Genomic DNA, 16,558 nt, shown 5'->3' on the forward strand with positions numbered 1-16,558 from the left:
ACGCCAACCCAGGCCGGCAGAGGGGCTGATTCCGTGACATCAGTGGCCGAAGCGCGGACACCGCCGGCGGGGGCGCGGCGGCCTGCCGGGCGCCGGATCGCCGGTCACGGCACCTGGTTCCTGGTCCTGCCCGCCCTCGTCCCGATCCTCGTGCTCAGCGTCGGCCCGCTGCTCTACGGCATCCTGCTGGCCTTCACCGACGCCCAGTCCGGCCGGACGGCCGCAACCCGTTGGATCGGCGCCCTCAACTTCCGTGACCTGCTGCACGACACCCTCTTCTGGGAGTCGTTCCGGATCGGACTGGTCTGGGCGGCCGGCGTGACCGTTCCCCAGTTCCTGCTGGCGCTGGGCCTCGCCCTGCTGCTGAACCAGGACTTACGGCTGCGCGGCCTGGCCCGCGCCCTCGCGATCGTGCCCTGGGCGATGCCGGAGGTCGTCGTCGGCATCATGTGGCGGCTCGTCTACAACCCGGACGCCGGCGTGCTCAACGAGACGCTGCGCGACCTCGGCCTCGGTGCCGGCCGGGACTGGCTGAGCGGCCTGGCCACCGCGCTGCCCGCGGTCATCGTCGTCGGCGTCTGGGCGGGCCTGCCGCAGACCACGGTAGCCCTGCTCGCCGGACTGCAGAACGTGCCGCGCGAGCTCCACGAGGCGGCGGCGGTCGACGGCGCGGGTGCCTGGCGCCGCTTCCGCAGCGTCACCTGGCCCGCCCTCAGACCGGTGGCCCTCGCCATCACCGCCCTCCAGCTCATCTGGAACCTCAACTCCTTCGCCCTGGTCTACGTGCTCACGGGCGGCGGGCCCGGCGGGAAGACCCGGCTGCCGATGCTCTTCGCCTACGAAGAAGCCTTCCGCTACGGCCAGTTCGGCTACGCGGCGGCGATGGGCTGCGTGCTCGTCGCGGTCGTCTCGGTGTTGCTCGCGGTGTTCCTGGCGGGGCGGCTGCGGGGCGGTGACGAGGCATGACGGACACGAGGCCCCCGCGGTCCGGACGGCCCGCCCCGCTGACGCGGCCCGCGCCCGGGAGACTGCCCGCGCCGAGGAGGCGGACCCGCCGTGCCGCCCGCGCCGGCCAGTACGCCGCCCTCCTCGGCTATCTGCTCTTCCTGGCCTTCCCCCTCCTGTGGCTGCTGTCCACCGCGCTCAAGTCCCCGCGCGAGCTGGGCAGTCTGCACCCGGCTTGGATCCCGCGCGACCCGACCCCGGCCAATGTCCGGCAGGCCTTCGCGGAGCAGCCGCTGGCGCACGCCGCCCTCAACTCGTTGCTGGTGGCGCTCGGCACCGCCGTCGTCGCCGTACTCGTCGCGACCCCGATGGCCTACGTCATGGCCCGGCACCGCACCCGGCTGGCCCGCGCCGCCACGGGCTGGGTCGTGGTCAGCCAGGCGTTCCCCTTCGTGCTCGTGATCATCCCGCTGTTCCTGGTGCTCAAGAACCTGCGGCTCATCGACTCCCTGCTCGGGCTGACGCTGGTGTACGTGGTGTGGGCGCTGCCGTTCGCGCTGTGGATGCTCGTCGGCCACGTCCGGGCGGTGCCCGCCGAACTGGAGGAGGCGGCGGCCGTCGACGGGGCCGGGCGCCTGAGGACCCTCGTGTCGGTGACGGCGCCGCTGCTGGGTCCCGGCATCGCGGCGACGGCGCTGTTCGCGTTCGTCACCGCCTGGAACGAGTTCTTCTTCGCGCTGGTTCTGCTCAAGAGCCCCGGAAGACAGACCCTCCCGGTCGTGCTCACCCACTTCATCGGCGCGGAGGGGGTCGCCGACCTCGGTCCGCTGGCCGCCGCCGCGTTCCTCGCCACCCTGCCCTCCGTGGCCCTCTTCGGGCTCCTCCAGCGGCGGATCACGGGCGGGCTGCTCGCCGGGGCGGTGAAGAGCTGATGCGGACCTCAATCGCCACGGCCCTCGCCGCACTCCTGCTGCTTCTCGCCGGCTGCTCCCCGGGCGGCCGCGCCGACGGCGGCCCGATCACCCTGCGTTTCCAGTCCCTGGCCTGGCAGCAGGAGTCCGTCGCCGCCGGCAAGGAACTGGTGGAGGAGTGGAACGCCGCCCATCCGGACGTCAGGGTCGAGTACGTCCAGGGAAGCTGGGACGGCGTCCACGACCAGCTGCTCACCTCCTTCGAGGGCGGCGAGGCCCCGGACGTCATCCACGACGCCTCCGACGACCTCGCCGACTTCGCCTACGGCGGCTACCTCGCCGATCTGACGGACCTGCTGCCCGCCCGGCTCAGGTCCGACATACCGCGGAGCAGCTGGGAGACGGTCACCTTCGGGGACGGCGTCTACGGCGTGCCCTTCCTCCAGGAGCCCCGGGTGCTGATCGCCGACGCCGACCGGCTGCGCGCGGCGAAGGTGCGCGTCCCCACGCCCGAGCACCCCTGGAGCTGGGCGGAGTTCCGGCAGGTCGCCAAGCGGCTCAGCGGGCCCGGGAGGTACGGCGTGGCCTGGCCGCTGAAGGAGCCCGTCTCCGCGACGCTCAACCTGTCCCTGTCGGCGGGCGGGCGGCTCTTCCACCGGGGCGCGGACGGCAGGGTGACCGTGCGGTTCGGGGCCGGGGACGCGATCGTGCCGCGGACCATCCACGACCAGGTCGCCGTCGACCGCAGCGCGCCCGCCTCGACGCTCGGCAGCGGCGGCTCGGACACCCTGCCCGGCTTCTTCGGCGGCCGGTACGCGATGGTCCCGCTGGGCTTCTCCTACCGCCAGCAGATCGTGCAGCAGGCACCCAAGGACTTCCACTGGACGGTGCTGCCGGCCCCGGCGGGCGCCGACGGGCTCGCCCAGGGCGTCAGCCCGCAGACGCTGTCCGTGTCCGCCGACTGCCCGCACAAGAAGGAGGCGGCCGCGTTCATCGACTTCCTGCTGCGGCCGAGGAACATGGTCCGCCTCGCCCTCGGCGACTGGATGCTGCCCACCGGCACCCAGGCCCTGAAGGACCCGGCCCTGCACACCGGGACGTACGGCTGGGCCACCGGCACCGCCCTCGCCGCGCGGCTGCGCCCGGCGCCCGCCCGGTCCGTGCGCGGCTACCCGGAATGGAAGGACAAGGTGGCCACTCCGGCGTACCAGGAGTACTACAGCGGCGCCATCGGCCTCGCCGCACTGCGCAACCGCCTCGAGAGGGACGGCAATCTCGTGCTGGCCCGCTACCAGCGCTGAGGCCGGGCAGAGGAACCGCCCTCCGAAATACATTAGACGAGACGTATCGTCTCACCTAGTCTCTACGGCATGACCACAGTCACCGCACCCGCCCATATCGCGATGTTCTCCGCTGCCCTGCACGGCCATGTGAACCCCAGCATCGAGGTGATCCGCGAACTCGTCGTCCGGGGCCATCGGGTCACCTACGCCATCCCGCCGGCCTTCGCCGACAAGGTGGCCGCCACCGGTGCCGAGCCCGTGCCCTACACCTCCACGCTGCCCGGCCCCGACGCCGATCCCGAGGCCTGGGGGACCACCCTGCTCGACAACGTGGAGCCGTTCCTGGCCGACGCGATGCAGGCGCTGCCGCAGCTCGTCGAGGCCTACGCCGGCGACACCCCGGACCTCGTCCTGCACGACATCACCTCCTACCCGGCCCGCGTCCTCGCCCACCGCTGGGGCGTCCCGGCGATCTCCCTCTCCCCGAACCTCGTCGCCTGGGAGGGGTACGAGGAGGAGGTCGCCGAACCGATGTGGAAGGAGCCGCGGCAGACCGAGCGCGGACGGGCCTACTACGCCCGGTTCGAGGCCTGGCTGGCCGAGAACGGCATCACCCGGGACCCCGACTCCTTCGTCGGCCGCCCGGACCGGTCCCTGGTGCTCATCCCGAAGGCCCTCCAGCCGCACGCCGACCGGGTCGACGAACGGGTCCACACCTTCGTCGGCGCCTGCCAGGGCGACCGCGCCGACCAGGGCGACTGGCAGCGCCCCGCGGACGCTGAGAAGGTCGTGCTGGTGTCGCTCGGCTCGGCCTACACCAAGCGGCCCGAGTTCTACCGGGAGTGCGTGCGCGCCTTCGCGGACCTGCCCGGCTGGCACGTCGTCCTGCAGGTCGGCCGGCATGTGACCCGCGCCGAACTGGGCGACGTACCGGACCGTGTGGAGGTGCACAACTGGGTGCCGCAGCTGGCGATCCTGCGGCAGGCCGACCTGTTCGTCACGCACGCGGGCGCCGGCGGCAGCCAGGAGGGGCTGGCCACCGCCACGCCGATGATCGCCGTACCTCAGGCGGTCGACCAGTTCGGCAACGCCGACGTGCTCCAGGGCCTCGGGGTCGCCCGGCACCTGCCCGCCGAGGAGGCCACCGCCGACCGCCTCCGCGAGGCCGCCCTCGCCCTGGTGGACGACCCGGAGGTCGCCCGCCGGCTCAAGGAGGTGCAGGCGGGGATGGTCCAGGAGGGCGGCACCCGGCGGGCGGCCGACCTCATCGAGGCCGAACTGCCGAACCGTGACAGGAGCTAGGCGGGCGTCGGAGGCAGGCGGTGGTGCCGGGCCGTGCGGATCACCGCGCCCTGACGGACCCGGCCACCCCGCTCACGTCGAATCGGACGTACCGCGTCCCGAAGGCGATGCCGCCCGGGACCGCGCCCGTCCCCGTCTGTCCGCCGGAGACGTGGTGGGCGTACGACCTTGACCAGCTTGCGCCTGTGAGAGGTGGCCGGCCGCATGGCGGAGACCGACGGGCCCTGCGTCAACGGGCGGAATCAGACGGTCAGTCGCTCGCCCCGGTCCGGCACCGGCGGGGCGGCCGGCTCCGGCGTCTCGTCGTGGGTGAGGTCCGGCAGCCGGTGCAGCCACTTCGGCAGGTACCAGTTGCGCTCACCGAGCAGCGCCATCACCGCCGGCAGCAGCACCCCGCGGATGACGGTGGCGTCGATCAGCACCGCCGCGGCCAGGCCCACGCCCATCTGCTTCATGGACTGCATGGACAGCGTGCCGAAGATCGCGAAGACGGCGACCATGATGACCGCGGCACTCGTGACGACCCCGGCCGTGGTGACCACGCCGTGCCGGATCGCGTCCTTCGTCGTACGGCCGCGCATCCGGGCCTCGCGGATCCGGGAGACCACGAACACGTGGTAGTCCATGGACAGTCCGAACAGGATCACGAAGAGGAACAGCGGCAGCCAGGTGACGATCGCGCCGACCCCCTCCGCACCCACCAGTGAGGCACCCCAGCCGTGCTGGAAGACGGCGACGAGGATGCCGTAGGCGGCGGCCACCGACAGCAGGTTGAGCACGATCGACGTGATCGCGACGGTCAGCGAACGGAACGACAGCAGCATCAGCAGGAAGGCGAAGACGACCACGAACACGAAGACCGGGACGACGGAGCCCATCAGCTGGTCGTTGAAGTCGTGGTTGCCCGCGACCTGACCGGTGACCGGTGCCTGAACACCGTCGACCGTGCCGAGGGTGACGGGCCGCACCTCGTCGCGCAGCTTCTCCAGGCTCTGCGTCGCCCGGTCCATGTCGGAGCCGCCGACCAGCGGTACGGAGACGAGGGCGACGTTCTGCGCGTCGTACAGCTTGATGTCGACCGGACCGCGCGAGGCGCCCGAGGCGACCGCCTGCTTCCTGAAGTCGGCCAGCGCCTCCCGCACCTCGGGTGAGTTGACGTCCTTGGCCTTGACGACGACCTGGGCCGGTTCGCTGCCGCCCGGGAAGGCGTCGTTGAGGCGGTTGTACGTCTGCACCATCGGCAGCGAGTCGCCGAACTCCTGGTCCAGGGTGAGCTGCTGGGTCTTCATACCGAGCGCGGGCGCGGCGACCGCCAGCAGTGCGCCGGCCGCGACGAGGACCGAGACCAGCGGTTTGGCCAGCACGCCCCGCAGGACGGCCGTCCAGAACCGGCTCTCCCCGTTCCCGCGGCGCCTGCGGCGGCCCAGGAACGGGACGCGGCCCTTCTCGACGCGCTCGCCGAGCAGCGACAACAGCGCCGGCAGCACGGTCACCGAGCCGACCATGGCGACCGCCACGACCATCAGCGAGGCCAGGCCCATCGCCTCGAACTCGGCGAGCCCGGTGAACAGCATGCCCGCCATGGCCACGCACACCGTGACACCGGAGACGATGACCGCCCGCCCGCTGGTGGCGGCGGCGATCCGGAGAGCGGTGCCCGCGTCCCGGCCGGCCTCCCGCTCCTCGCGCTCGCGGCGCAGGTAGAACAGGCAGTAGTCGACGCCGACGGCCATACCGACCAGCAGCATCACGGAGTTGGCGGTGTCGCTCATCGGCTGGAGGTGGCTGACCAGGCCCATCAGGCCCATCGTCGCCATGATGGCGGTGATCGCGAGGGCCACCGGCAGCAGCGCCGCCACCAGTGCCCCGAACGCGATCAGCAGGATGCCGAGGGCGACCGGCACCGCCGAGTACTCGGCCTGCTGGAAGTCGTTCCCGAAGGCGTCCTTGTACTGCTTCTGCATGCTGGCGCCGCCGATCTCCTCGATCCGCAGGCTGCCGTGCTCCTTCTGCACCCCGGCGACGGCGTCCAGCACCGGCTGGATCCGGTCGGCGGCCGTCTCCGCGTCACCGCGCAGGTCGAACCGGACCAGGGCGGTGCGGCCGTCCCGGGAGACGGTGTGCGTGTCGTACGGCGAGGTCACGTTGGTGACCTGGCCGGTGCCCTCGACGGCCTTCACCACGTCGGCGACGGCGGCGCGGAACGGGGCACTGCCGGCCTTGACGGCGCCGTCCTTCGCCTGGACCAGGACGGTCTCCCCGGCCGGCTCCTTGATCCCGGCGTCATCGATGATCTTCGCGGCGGTGTGTGTCTCGCCCTTGAGCTGGTCGCTCTCGCTCACGTCGACCCGGCCCGCCGCCGAGCCGAGTCCCATCGCCAGGATGACGAACAGCACCCATATGCCGACGGCCGCCCAGCGGTGCCGGGCGCTCCAGCCGCCGGCGCGGGCGGCCAGTCCCCGCACCCGCACCTCTGTGTTCCCCATGACGGGCCTGCCCCCTCGTGTGCGGTGACGGCCCCCTGCCGCCACCTCTGTGCTTGCTCCGGTTCGACGGTAGGGGCGGAATAAAGCCATCTCGTCGTACTGTCCGGTGAACCGCGCGGGGCCCGGGTCACCGCTGGGGAGGACAGCGGCCCCTTACACCTGTCGACGGATCTCGGGGGCGGCCCTCAGGGACCCGGTGTCCGATCCGCCGACAGGGCCCCCCTTCGAGACGGCGAAAGCTTGTCGGACAAGTCACAGCCGCGTGGGGGAGTTGAACCGCACCCCGCTATCAGCCAGAGTTTCGAGCAACCCGGCGTACGCCGGGCGCGGACGTCGTGCCCGCCCCCACGGGGCACGACGTCCGCCTCCCACCACCGGGGTGCCCGGGCGCCGCGCGTCCGGCCCCGTGTGCGAGGCTCTGCGCCATGCGCCACATCGTGATCGGGGCCGGCGCGGTCGGCGGTACCGTCGGTGGCCGGCTGGCCCAGGCCGGGCGTGAGGTCGTGCTCGTCGCCCGCGGCCGGCACCTGGCCGCCCTGCGGGAGAACGGACTGCGACTGCGCGTCCCCGAGGGTGAGGCGACGTACCGCCTGCCCGCCGTCGACGGGCCGGCCCCGCTCGGTGAACTGCGCGCCGACGACGTCCTCTTCCTCGCCGTGAAGACCCAGGACACCGTGGCCGTCCTGGACAGCTGGGCCGACGTGCCCGTGGCCGGCGGTGGTACGGCGGCCGAACGGCTGCCGCTCGTCTGCCTGCAGAACGGTGTCGAGAGCTGCCGGCTGGCACTGCGCCGCTTCCGGCGCGTGTACGGCGTCTGCGTCTGGCTGCCGTCCACCTTCGTGGAACCCGGCGTCGTCTCCGCCGCCGGCGCCCCGCTCACCGGCATCCTGCACCTCGGCCGCATCCCGCACGGCACCGACGACACCGCCCGCCGGATCGCCGCCGACCTCGCCTACGCGCACTTCGAGGCGCCCGTCGTGCCCGACGTGGCCCGCTGGCAGTACGCCAAGCTGCTCGGCAACCTCGGCAACGCCCTCGAAGCGGTCAGCGGACCCGTGACGACCGAGGCCGCCCAAGTCCTGCTGACCCGCGTCCGGGCCGAGGGCGAGGCGGTGCTCGCCGCCGCCGGCATCCCCTACGCCGGCACGGAGGAACAGCGCGCGGCCCGCGGCGACAAGGTCACCCTGGTCCCGCTGGACGGGACCCCGCGCGGCGGCGGCTCCTCCTGGCAGTCCCTCGTCCGGGGCACCGGCACCATCGAGGCCGACCACCTCAACGGTGAGATCGTGCTGCTCGGCCGGCTGCACGGCGTCCCCACCCCGCTGAACGAGCTCCTGCAACGCCTCGCGAACCGGTTCGCCCGCGAACACCGGGCGGCGGGTTCCCTGCCGGTCCCGGAACTGACCCGGCTGGCCGACGAGGCGGTACGGCACGGAAGTTGAGCCGGACGCGCCCGTCGAGAGGCCGTCACCCGCCACCCCGGGCGCTTCACACGCGGGCGCCCCTCGCCGACCGACCCGAAGCAGAGTTGGCCGATAAACGCCGCTCCGGCGGACCGACCGCAGCGCACGTGTGACACGGCAGCCCCGACCGGCGCAGAACGAAGAGCCGCCTCGGTCCGACGTCACAGGGGAGCGCCGGACCGCGGCGGCCGTTACCACATTCCCGCCTGCCGGTACCGCTCCTCACCGAACCCCGCGACACGGTCGCGGCGCCGTCCCTAGGGTGAAACGCGCGGAACGCCTGAAGGGGACGGACGGATGAGTGTGACCGGCAGACCATGGCCGTCGGTGCCGCAGTACAGCGAGCCCGGGGCGGCCCGGCGTCCGAGCGCCTCGCTGCGCCTCGACGGCGGCTTCGCCCGGTACGCCGACCGGGTGTTCACCGGGAACCGGCCGAACGCCCTGGGGCCGGGCCTCGCCGTCGACGCCTGCCGTCGCCCGGCGGCCGTACCCGTCACGCCCCCCGTCGCGCACCGGGGACGGGTCAACGCGCACCCGTCACTCGGACGGGTGGCGATTTTCGGCCCACTCGGCGCCCGCACGGTCGCGCGGATCCCGGCCCGCCACACCGTGGCCCTGTGCCGCGGCACGGCACCCACCGCGTGCCTCTCCACCGGGAGACCCGAACCGACGGCACCCCCGGCGGACCCGAGGCCGAGGCCGTACCGGCCGTCCGCCCCCAACCGCCCACCGGCAGCGGCGACAAGACCCGGAGAGTCCTCTGGCAGTCCGTCGACACCACCAGACCCGCCGACGCCCCCGCCGGCGGAAACCCTCTCCACGCCGCCCGGCACACGGGCCCGCGCAAGGCCGTGCGGAGCACCGACATACGGACCCACGACATCGGTAACGTCAGCGGCCCCGGCAACTTCGGCGCGCACGGGACGGCCGTCCCGGGAGGACAGCACGGGCCCGGGGGACCCGGTCAGCCCGCGCCGACGCCGTAACCCCCTCCACCCGACGGCTCCTCCGGCCCGGAACCGAGCCGCCGGAGCGTAAGCGAGGAACAGGACATGAGCACCTACCACTTCGGCAACGTCAACGGCCCGGCCGACTTCGGCGACCACGGGCAGATCCAGACCGACTACGCCCGCCCCGACCTGCCGACCATGATGAACCTCACCGAGCGGCTCATCGAGTCGCTCCACGCGGAGTACCCGGAACTGGTCCCCCAAGGCGAGATCATCCAGGCGCAGTTCCAGGAGTCCGCCGACGACGGTCTGCCCCCGAACCGGGGCCGGATCCGCTCGGCGCTGGAGACGATCGCCATCGCGGCTTCGGCCGGCACCGGCAGCCTCGCCTGCACGCAGCAGATGTTCACCGCCCTCGGCCTGTGAGCGGCCGGGGCCCCGCCGCCACGGGGCTCCGGCTCACGGCAACCACCCCTCCCGCACCACCGCGCGGACCGCGCACGGCCGACAGCACCGCGGCGCCCCGGAGGAGCGCGGGGATCCGCGCGACAGGCCACAACGGACCCGCAGCCGGACAACGTCGCCGGGGCCGCGCAGCCGTCAACGCCGCAGACGCCGCAGAGGCCGCACGGCGCTCACGCGCCGAGTGCCGCCAGAGCCGGCCGCCTGGCCGCGTCGTACCGTGCCAGCAGCACCCGGGCCACCTCCGGCGCCGCCCCCAGGACGTCGGCCAGGACGTCCGCGCCGGCCGCGCCCCGCGCGATGCGGTCCGGCAGGAAACCGGGGGCCAGGACGTACGGCGCGACGGCGACCCGGCCGCAGCCGAGGGCGCGCAGCTCGGCCACCGCGTCCTCGGTGCGGGGAAGGGATGCGGAGGCGAACGCAGGCCGCACGGCGCACCAACCGGTGTGCCACCACTCCCGCGCGATGTCGGCGATCACTGCGATCGCCTCCGGGTCGGAGGACCCCGCCGAGGCCAGCACGACCCCGGTCGAGGACTTGTCGGCGGGCGTCAGGCCCGCCTCGTACAGGCGCCGTTCCAGCGCGGACAGCAGCAGCGGGGACGGTCCGAGGACCTCCGCCTGCCGGATCCGCAGCCGCGCCGGCGCCTCCCGCAGCACGGCCGGGATGTCGGCCTTGGCATGGAAGGCACGGGTCAGCAGCAGCGGCAGGGCGACGACCTCCCGCACCCCCTCCGCCGCCAGCGACTCCAGCACCCCGTGCACGGACGGGACGTTGAAGTCCAGGAACCCGGTCTCCACGCGCAGGCCCGGCCGCAGCGACCGTACCCGCTCCACCAGGGCGTGCACGGTCGCCGCGTGTCGCGGGTCGCGGCTGCCGTGGGCGATGACGAGGAGAACGGGCCTGTCGCGCATGGTCAGCCCTTCACCAGCAGGCCGCGGCTGCGCAGCACCCACCGCTCCAGCGGGCTGAAGATCAGCAGGTCGATCGCGATGCCGACGAACAGGATGAGCAGGATCGCCTCGAACACCATGGCCATGTCGCTGGCCGTACGGGCGTTCTCCAGCAACTGGCCGAGGCCCACGCCCAGGTCGGGGAAGCTCGCGATGATCTCGGCGGCCATCAGCGAACGCCAGGAGAAGGCCCAGCCCTGCTTGAGACCGGCCACGTAACCGGGCAGCGCGGCCGGCAGCGTGATGTGCCAGACGCCCCTCACGCCCGTCGCGCCCAGCGTGCGGCCCGCCCGCAGGAACAGCGGCGGCACCTGGTCGACACCGGACACCAGGCCGTTGGCGATGGACGGGACGGCACCGAGCAGGATCACCGCGTACATCATGGAGTTGTTCAGGCCGAGCCAGATCACGGCCGGCGGCACCCACGCCACCGACGGCAGCGACTGCAGGCCGGACAGGATCGGCCCGATGGCCGCGCGCACGAACCTCACCCGGGCCACCACCAGACCCAGCGGGGTGCCGATGAGCAGCGCGAAGACGAAACCCAGCAGACCGCGCGAGACGCTGGTCCAGATGTAGCCGAGCAGGTCGCCCTTGAGCCAGGCGTCCTGGAAGGCGCCGGCCACGGCGCCCGGCGACGGCAGCTTCGTCGGATCGTCGACGACCGGGTAGAGGATGTACCAGGCCACGAGCACCACCGCGATGGCGATGACCGGCGGCAGGATCTTGTTGACGAAGGTCTGCCGGAGGGTCGGACGGCCGGTGGCCGTGGTCTCCAGCGCGTCCAGGCCCGCCTCGACGCTCCCGGCGTCCTGGACCGGAGTCGTCTCAGTGCTGACCATGACGGCGGATCTCCCCACGCAGTACTTCGGTGATCTCAAGGGACAGTTCGGCCACCGGCGCGTCCTCGATACGACGCGGCTGCGGGATGTCGACCTCCCACTCGCGTGCGATCCGCCCCGGACGGGAGGACAGCAGCACCACGCGCTGCGCGAGCCGTACGGCCTCGCGCACGTTGTGCGTCACGAACAGCACGGACACGCCGGTCTCCGCCCAGATGCGGGTCAGCTCGTCGTGCAGCACGTCCCGGGTGATGGCGTCGAGCGCGGCGAACGGCTCGTCCATCAGCAGCAGATTGCTCTCCTGCGCGAGCGCGCGGGCCATCGCCACGCGCTGGCGCATACCGCCGGACAGTTCGTGCACGCGCTTGCCGTACGCGCCCTTCAGCCGGACCAGTTCGAGCAGTTCCTCCGCCTTGTCGCGGCGCAGCGGCTTGGGCACGCCCCGCAGTTTCAGGGCGAGTTCGATGTTCTTGCCCGCGGTCAGCCATGGGAACAGCGCGTGCTCCTGGAACATCAGGGCGGGCCGGCCGTCCGTGGTGATGGACCCGGCGGTCGGCCGGTCCAGTCCGGCCACCAGGTTCAGCAGCGTGGACTTGCCGCAGCCCGAGGCCCCCAGGAGGGTGACGAACTCGCCCGGCGCGACATCGATGCTGATGTCGTCCAGGACGAGCTGCTGCCCGCCCGGTCCGGTGAAGGACTTCGAGACGTGGTCGAGGCGTGCCGCGAAGTCGACGGTCTCGTCGGCCTTGGCGAGGGTCGTGGCCATGGTCGTCACCTCCTGGGGACTCATCGGGGAGCGGCGTCAGCTGGAGCCGAGGCCGGCGTCGTCGACCGGGCTCGCGCCCTCGGCCCTGAGGACCTGGTTGAGGATCGTGAGGTCGTAGATCCCCTTGAGGTTCGGCTTGTCCAGCAGTCCCGCCTTGACCGCGTGCCGGGCCTCGGTGTCGAGGGTGGCGGCCAGCGGGTCGTCGGTGAACCGGATGGACTTCCACGCCGGGTCCAGCACGTTCGCCGGCAGCGCCTTGCCGGAGTCGGTCTCCAGCTGCTGGTTCGCGGCGGCCTTCGCCCGGTCCGGGTGGGCGTTGATCCACTTGTTGGTCTCGACGGCCGCCTTCAGCACGGCCTCGACCGCCTTCGGGTGCTCCTTGAGGAAGCCCTGCCGCACGATGATGTTGGTGATGACGAACTTCTTGTCCGGCCACAGGTCCGACTCGTCCAGCAGCACCTTGCCGCCCTCGGCGACCAGCTTCGACGCGGTCGGCTCCGGCACCCAGGCACCGTCGACCGAACCGGACCGGTAGGCGTCCGGGGTGATCTTGTTGTCGGTGCGGACGACGGTGACGTCACCCCTGCCGCTCTGCGCGTCGACCTTCCAGCCCTGCTCGGCGGCCCAGTTGAGGAACGCCACGTCCTGCGTGTTGCCCAGCTGCGGGGTGGCGATCTTCTTGCCCTTGACGTCCTTCAGGGACGCGATCCTGTCCGGGTTCACCACCAGCTTCACACCGCCGGAGGCCGAACCACCGATGATCTTCAGGCTCTTGCCGTTCGACTTGGTGTAGCCGTTGACCGCCGGGGACGGGCCGATCCAGCCGATGTCGATGGAGCCGGAGTTGAGGGCCTCGATCTCGGACGGGCCGGCGTTGAAGACGGCGGGCTTGACCTCGGTCGCGCCCAGCTCCTTCTGGAAGAAACCCTTCTGCACGCCGACCAGCGCGGTCCCGTGGGTGAGGTTGCCGAAGTAACCGATCCTGACGGAGTCCAGCCCGTCGGTCTTCTCGGCGCCGGCGGCGACCTTGGCGGAGTTGTCGTCCTGGGACTCGGACCCGTAACCGCAGGCTGCGAGGGCCAAGAGGGGGAGTGCGGCGAGCGCGGCTGTGCCGCGGCGCAGGAAGGTGGAGCGGATGGCAGGCACGGGAGGCTTTCCTCTCGTTGGCCCGGCGGTCACGGTCTCTCAGGTCGTGGCCGGGAGTTCGGCAAAGGTCTTCGTCGCATCCGGGACGTCGGGTGGGGGGAGTGGGCGCGCGAGCGGTGCGCGTACGTCAGCACGCACATCGCGCGACCCCGCCCTGCCCGCTGCCGAGGGCGCCGCTGCCGACACGGCCGCCCTCCTTCGCGAACGTCGAGTAGACGTCGGGGGATGTCATGCTCAGAAGTCCCAGCCGTCGTCGTCGGCCTCGTCCTTGACCGGCTCCGGGGACGCGAACGACTCGCCGACCATGCCCGCGGTGAGCGTGGTGCCGTCGTTCGGGTCGATCAGGATGAACGAGCCCGTGCGGCGCGAGTCGGCGTAGGAGTCGACCGGCAGCGGCTCGGCGGTACGGATCTTTACCCGGCCGATGTCGTTGGCGACGAGCTGTCCGGGGTGCGGGTGCAGGGACAGGTCGTCCAGCGTCAGCCGGGACGGGATGTCCCTCACGATCGCCTTGACCGTGCGCGTGCCGTGCTTGAGCAGCACCCGGTGGCCGACGGTCAGCGGGGCGTCGGCGACATGGCACACGGTCGCCTCCACGTCCTGCGTGGTGGCCGGCGCGTCCTTCGTCGGCACGATCAGGTCGCCGCGCGAGACGTCGATGTCGTCCGCGAGCAGCACCGTCACCGACTGCGTCGTCCAGGCGGCGTCGACCGGCTCGCCGAGCAGGTCGATGCCGGAGATCGTCGAGGTGCGGCCGGACGGCAGGACGGTGACCGGCTCGCCCACCCGGAAGGTACCGGCCGCGATCTGGCCCGCGTAGCCCCGGTAGTCGGGGTGCTCTGCGGTCCGCGGCCGGATCACGTACTGCACGGGCAGCCGCGCGTGGCAGTGCGCCAGGTCGTGGCTGACCGGAACGGTCTCCAGGTGTTCCAGCACGGTCGGGCCGCCGTACCAGTCCATGTTCGCGGACGGCTCCACCACGTTGTCGCCGGCCAGCGCCGAGATCGGGATCGCGGTGACCTCGGGGACGCCCAGCTCGGTCGCGTACGCCGTGAACTCCTCGGCGATGGCGGCGAAGACCTTCTCCTCGTACCCGACGAGGTCCATCTTGTTGACGGCGAGGACGACGTGCGGGACGCGGAGCAGGGCGGCGATGGCCGCGTGCCGGCGGGTCTGCTCGACCACGCCGTTGCGGGCGTCGACCAGGATCACGGTCAGCTCGGCCGTCGACGCACCGGTGACCATGTTGCGCGTGTACTGCACATGGCCGGGGGTGTCGGCGAGGATGAACCGGCGGCGGGGCGTGGCGAAGTAGCGGTAGGCCACGTCGATGGTGATGCCCTGCTCCCGTTCGGCGCGCAGGCCGTCGGTGAGCAGCGCGAGGTCCGGTCCCTCCTGGCCGCGGCTCGCGGAGGCCCGTTCCACGGCCTCCAGCTGGTCGGCGAGGACCGACTTGGAGTCGTGCAGCAGCCGTCCGACGAGGGTGGACTTGCCGTCGTCGACGGAGCCGGCGGTGGCGAACCGCAGCAGCGTGGTGGCCGAGAGCGCCTCGGTCGTGGTCGTGCTCATGCTTAGAAGTACCCCTCGCGCTTGCGGTCTTCCATCGCGGCCTCGGACATCCTGTCGTCGGCGCGGGTCGCGCCCCGCTCGGTCAGCCGGGACGCGGCGATCTCGGCGATGACGGCGTCCAGCGTGGTCGCGTCGGAGTCGACGGCGCCGGTGCAGGACATGTCACCGACGGTGCGGTAGCGCACCTGCCGCTTCTCGACGGTCTCGCCGTCCTTCGGGCCGCCCCACTCGCCCGCGGTCAGCCACATGCCGCCCCGCTGGAACACCGCGCGCTCGTGCGCGAAGTAGATCTGCGGCAGCTCGATGCCCTCGCGGGCGATGTACTGCCAGACGTCCAGCTCGGTCCAGTTGCTGAGGGGGAAGACCCGGACGTGTTCGCCGGGGGCGTGCCGGCCGTTGTACAGGTTCCACAGCTCGGGGCGCTGGCGGCGCGGGTCCCACTGGGAGAACTCGTCGCGCAGCGAGAAGACGCGCTCCTTGGCGCGGGCCTTCTCCTCGTCCCGCCGTCCGCCGCCGAAGACCGCGTCGAACTTCTCCGACTGGATCTTCTCGGTGAGAGGGAGCGTCTGGAGCGGGTTACGGGTGCCGTCGGGGCGTTCCTTGAGCACACCGCGGTCGATGTAGTCCTGGACGGAGGCCACATGGAGGCGCAGCCCATGTGCGGCCACCACACGGTCCCGGTACTCAAGAACTTCCGGGAAGTTGTGTCCCGTGTCCACATGCAGCAGGGAGAACGGCACCGGCGCGGGCGCGAACGCCTTCAGCGCGAGGTGCAGCATGACGATGGAGTCCTTGCCGCCGGAGAACAGGATCACCGGGTTCTCGAACTCGCCCGCCACCTCACGGAAGATGTGCACCGCCTCGGACTCCAGAGCGTCCAGGTGCGACAGGGCGTACGGGCTGTCCGTGCCTTCTTCCACCTTGGCGACCGTGGTCATGCCAGTCCCCTCTCGCTCAGCAGCGCGTACACCGACGCGGCGGACTCCTGCACCGTCTGGTGCTGCGACTCGATCCGCAGGTCGGGCGTCTCCGGCTCCTCGTACGGGTCGTCCACGCCGGTGAGCCCGGACAGCTCGCCCGCGGCCTGCTTGGCGTACAGGCCCTTCACGTCCCGCACGCTGCACACCTCGACCGGGGTCGCCACATGGATCTCCAGGTACGGCGTCCCGTTCTCCTCGTGCCGCTTCCGTACCGCGTCCCGGCTGTCCGCGTACGGAGCGATCACCGGCACCAGCGCCTTGACGCCGTTGCGGGCGAGCAGCTCGGCGACGAAGCCGATGCGCTGCACGTTGGTGTGCCGGTCCTCCCGGGAGAAGCCGAGGCCCGCCGAGATGAACTCGCGGATCTCGTCGCCGTCGAGCACCTCGACCCGGTGGCCCTCGCCGCGCAGCCGGGCCGCCAGCTCGTGGGCGATGGTGGTCTTGCCGGCGCTCGGCAGACCCGTGAGCCAGACGGTGGCTCCGGTCGTCACGTGGTTCTC

The 16,558-nt window shown here is 72.2% G+C and carries 14 protein-coding genes; 6 read left to right on the top strand and 8 right to left on the bottom strand.

The annotated features are described in order from the left end of the window. Positions 1–33: 33 nt before the first annotated feature. The 4 genes from ACZ7N4_RS24160 to mgt all read left to right on the top strand — a co-directional run bounded on the left by ACZ7N4_RS24160 (position 34) and on the right by mgt (position 4,441). Positions 34–966 carry a carbohydrate ABC transporter permease gene (locus ACZ7N4_RS24160; RefSeq protein WP_471361144.1) on the top strand — a complete coding sequence of 311 codons (933 nt, stop codon included), beginning with the start codon at positions 34–36 and terminating at the stop codon, positions 964–966. After that, on the top strand, positions 963–1,877 hold the full coding sequence (locus ACZ7N4_RS24165) for a carbohydrate ABC transporter permease (RefSeq protein ID WP_471361147.1): 915 nt from the start codon (positions 963–965) through the stop codon (positions 1,875–1,877). The genes ACZ7N4_RS24160 and ACZ7N4_RS24165 overlap by 4 nt, the downstream gene beginning before the upstream one ends. Then, positions 1,877–3,157: an ABC transporter substrate-binding protein gene (locus ACZ7N4_RS24170; protein WP_471361150.1), complete on the top strand. Its 1,281-nt coding sequence runs from the start codon at positions 1,877–1,879 to the stop codon at positions 3,155–3,157. Before ACZ7N4_RS24165 ends, ACZ7N4_RS24170 begins: the two co-directional genes overlap by 1 nt. A 69-nt stretch (positions 3,158–3,226) precedes the next feature. Continuing rightward, positions 3,227–4,441 carry a macrolide-inactivating glycosyltransferase gene (mgt, locus tag ACZ7N4_RS24175; protein WP_471361153.1) on the top strand — a complete coding sequence of 405 codons (1,215 nt, stop codon included), beginning with the start codon at positions 3,227–3,229 and terminating at the stop codon, positions 4,439–4,441. Positions 4,442–4,683: 242 nt separating this feature from the next. Here mgt and ACZ7N4_RS24180 read toward each other — a convergent pair whose 3' ends face one another. After that, positions 4,684–6,927, bottom strand: a complete 2,244-nt coding sequence (locus ACZ7N4_RS24180; RefSeq protein WP_471361155.1) for an MMPL family transporter — start codon at positions 6,925–6,927, stop codon at positions 4,684–4,686. Positions 6,928–7,352: 425 nt separating this feature from the next. Between ACZ7N4_RS24180 and ACZ7N4_RS24185 the strand changes: the two genes are divergently transcribed. Together ACZ7N4_RS24185 and ACZ7N4_RS24190 are read left to right on the top strand one after the other, a co-directional pair. Then, positions 7,353–8,369, top strand: coding sequence for a ketopantoate reductase family protein (locus tag ACZ7N4_RS24185; RefSeq protein ID WP_471361158.1), 1,017 nt, complete (start codon positions 7,353–7,355; stop codon positions 8,367–8,369). Between the two features lie 1,073 nt (positions 8,370–9,442). Continuing rightward, entirely contained in the window at positions 9,443–9,766 is a 324-nt protein-coding gene (locus ACZ7N4_RS24190; protein ID WP_471361161.1) for a hypothetical protein, read from the top strand. A 209-nt stretch (positions 9,767–9,975) separates the two neighbouring features. Here ACZ7N4_RS24190 and ACZ7N4_RS24195 read toward each other — a convergent pair whose 3' ends face one another. The 7 genes from ACZ7N4_RS24195 to cysC all read right to left on the bottom strand — a co-directional run bounded on the left by ACZ7N4_RS24195 (position 9,976) and on the right by cysC (position 16,549). Continuing rightward, complete coding sequence (locus tag ACZ7N4_RS24195) at positions 9,976–10,716, bottom strand: sirohydrochlorin chelatase (protein ID WP_471361163.1); 741 nt, start codon at positions 10,714–10,716, stop codon at positions 9,976–9,978. A gap of 2 nt (positions 10,717–10,718) precedes the next feature. Continuing rightward, a complete protein-coding gene (locus ACZ7N4_RS24200) occupies positions 10,719–11,597 on the bottom strand; it encodes an ABC transporter permease (protein WP_471361166.1) in 879 nt (292 codons plus the stop codon). Further along, entirely contained in the window at positions 11,584–12,387 is an 804-nt protein-coding gene (locus ACZ7N4_RS24205; protein WP_471361168.1) for an ABC transporter ATP-binding protein, read from the bottom strand. Before ACZ7N4_RS24205 ends, ACZ7N4_RS24200 begins: the two co-directional genes overlap by 14 nt. 12 nt (positions 12,388–12,399) lie before the next feature. Then, positions 12,400–13,509 (bottom strand): aliphatic sulfonate ABC transporter substrate-binding protein, encoded by a 1,110-nt coding sequence (locus ACZ7N4_RS24210; RefSeq protein WP_471361170.1) that lies wholly within the window; start codon positions 13,507–13,509, stop codon positions 12,400–12,402. Positions 13,510–13,743: 234 nt separating this feature from the next. Further along, on the bottom strand, positions 13,744–15,078 hold the full coding sequence (locus ACZ7N4_RS24215) for a sulfate adenylyltransferase subunit 1 (protein ID WP_471361173.1): 1,335 nt from the start codon (positions 15,076–15,078) through the stop codon (positions 13,744–13,746). A 2-nt stretch (positions 15,079–15,080) separates the two neighbouring features. Continuing rightward, positions 15,081–16,016, bottom strand: coding sequence for a sulfate adenylyltransferase subunit CysD (cysD, locus tag ACZ7N4_RS24220; RefSeq protein ID WP_471361176.1), 936 nt, complete (start codon positions 16,014–16,016; stop codon positions 15,081–15,083). Next, positions 16,013–16,549 (bottom strand): adenylyl-sulfate kinase, encoded by a 537-nt coding sequence (gene cysC / locus ACZ7N4_RS24225; protein ID WP_471361178.1) that lies wholly within the window; start codon positions 16,547–16,549, stop codon positions 16,013–16,015. The genes cysD and cysC overlap by 4 nt, the downstream gene beginning before the upstream one ends. Between the last annotated feature and the right edge of the window lie 9 nt (positions 16,550–16,558).

The sequence above is a fragment of the Streptomyces sp. NPDC107654 genome, from assembly GCF_055639035.1.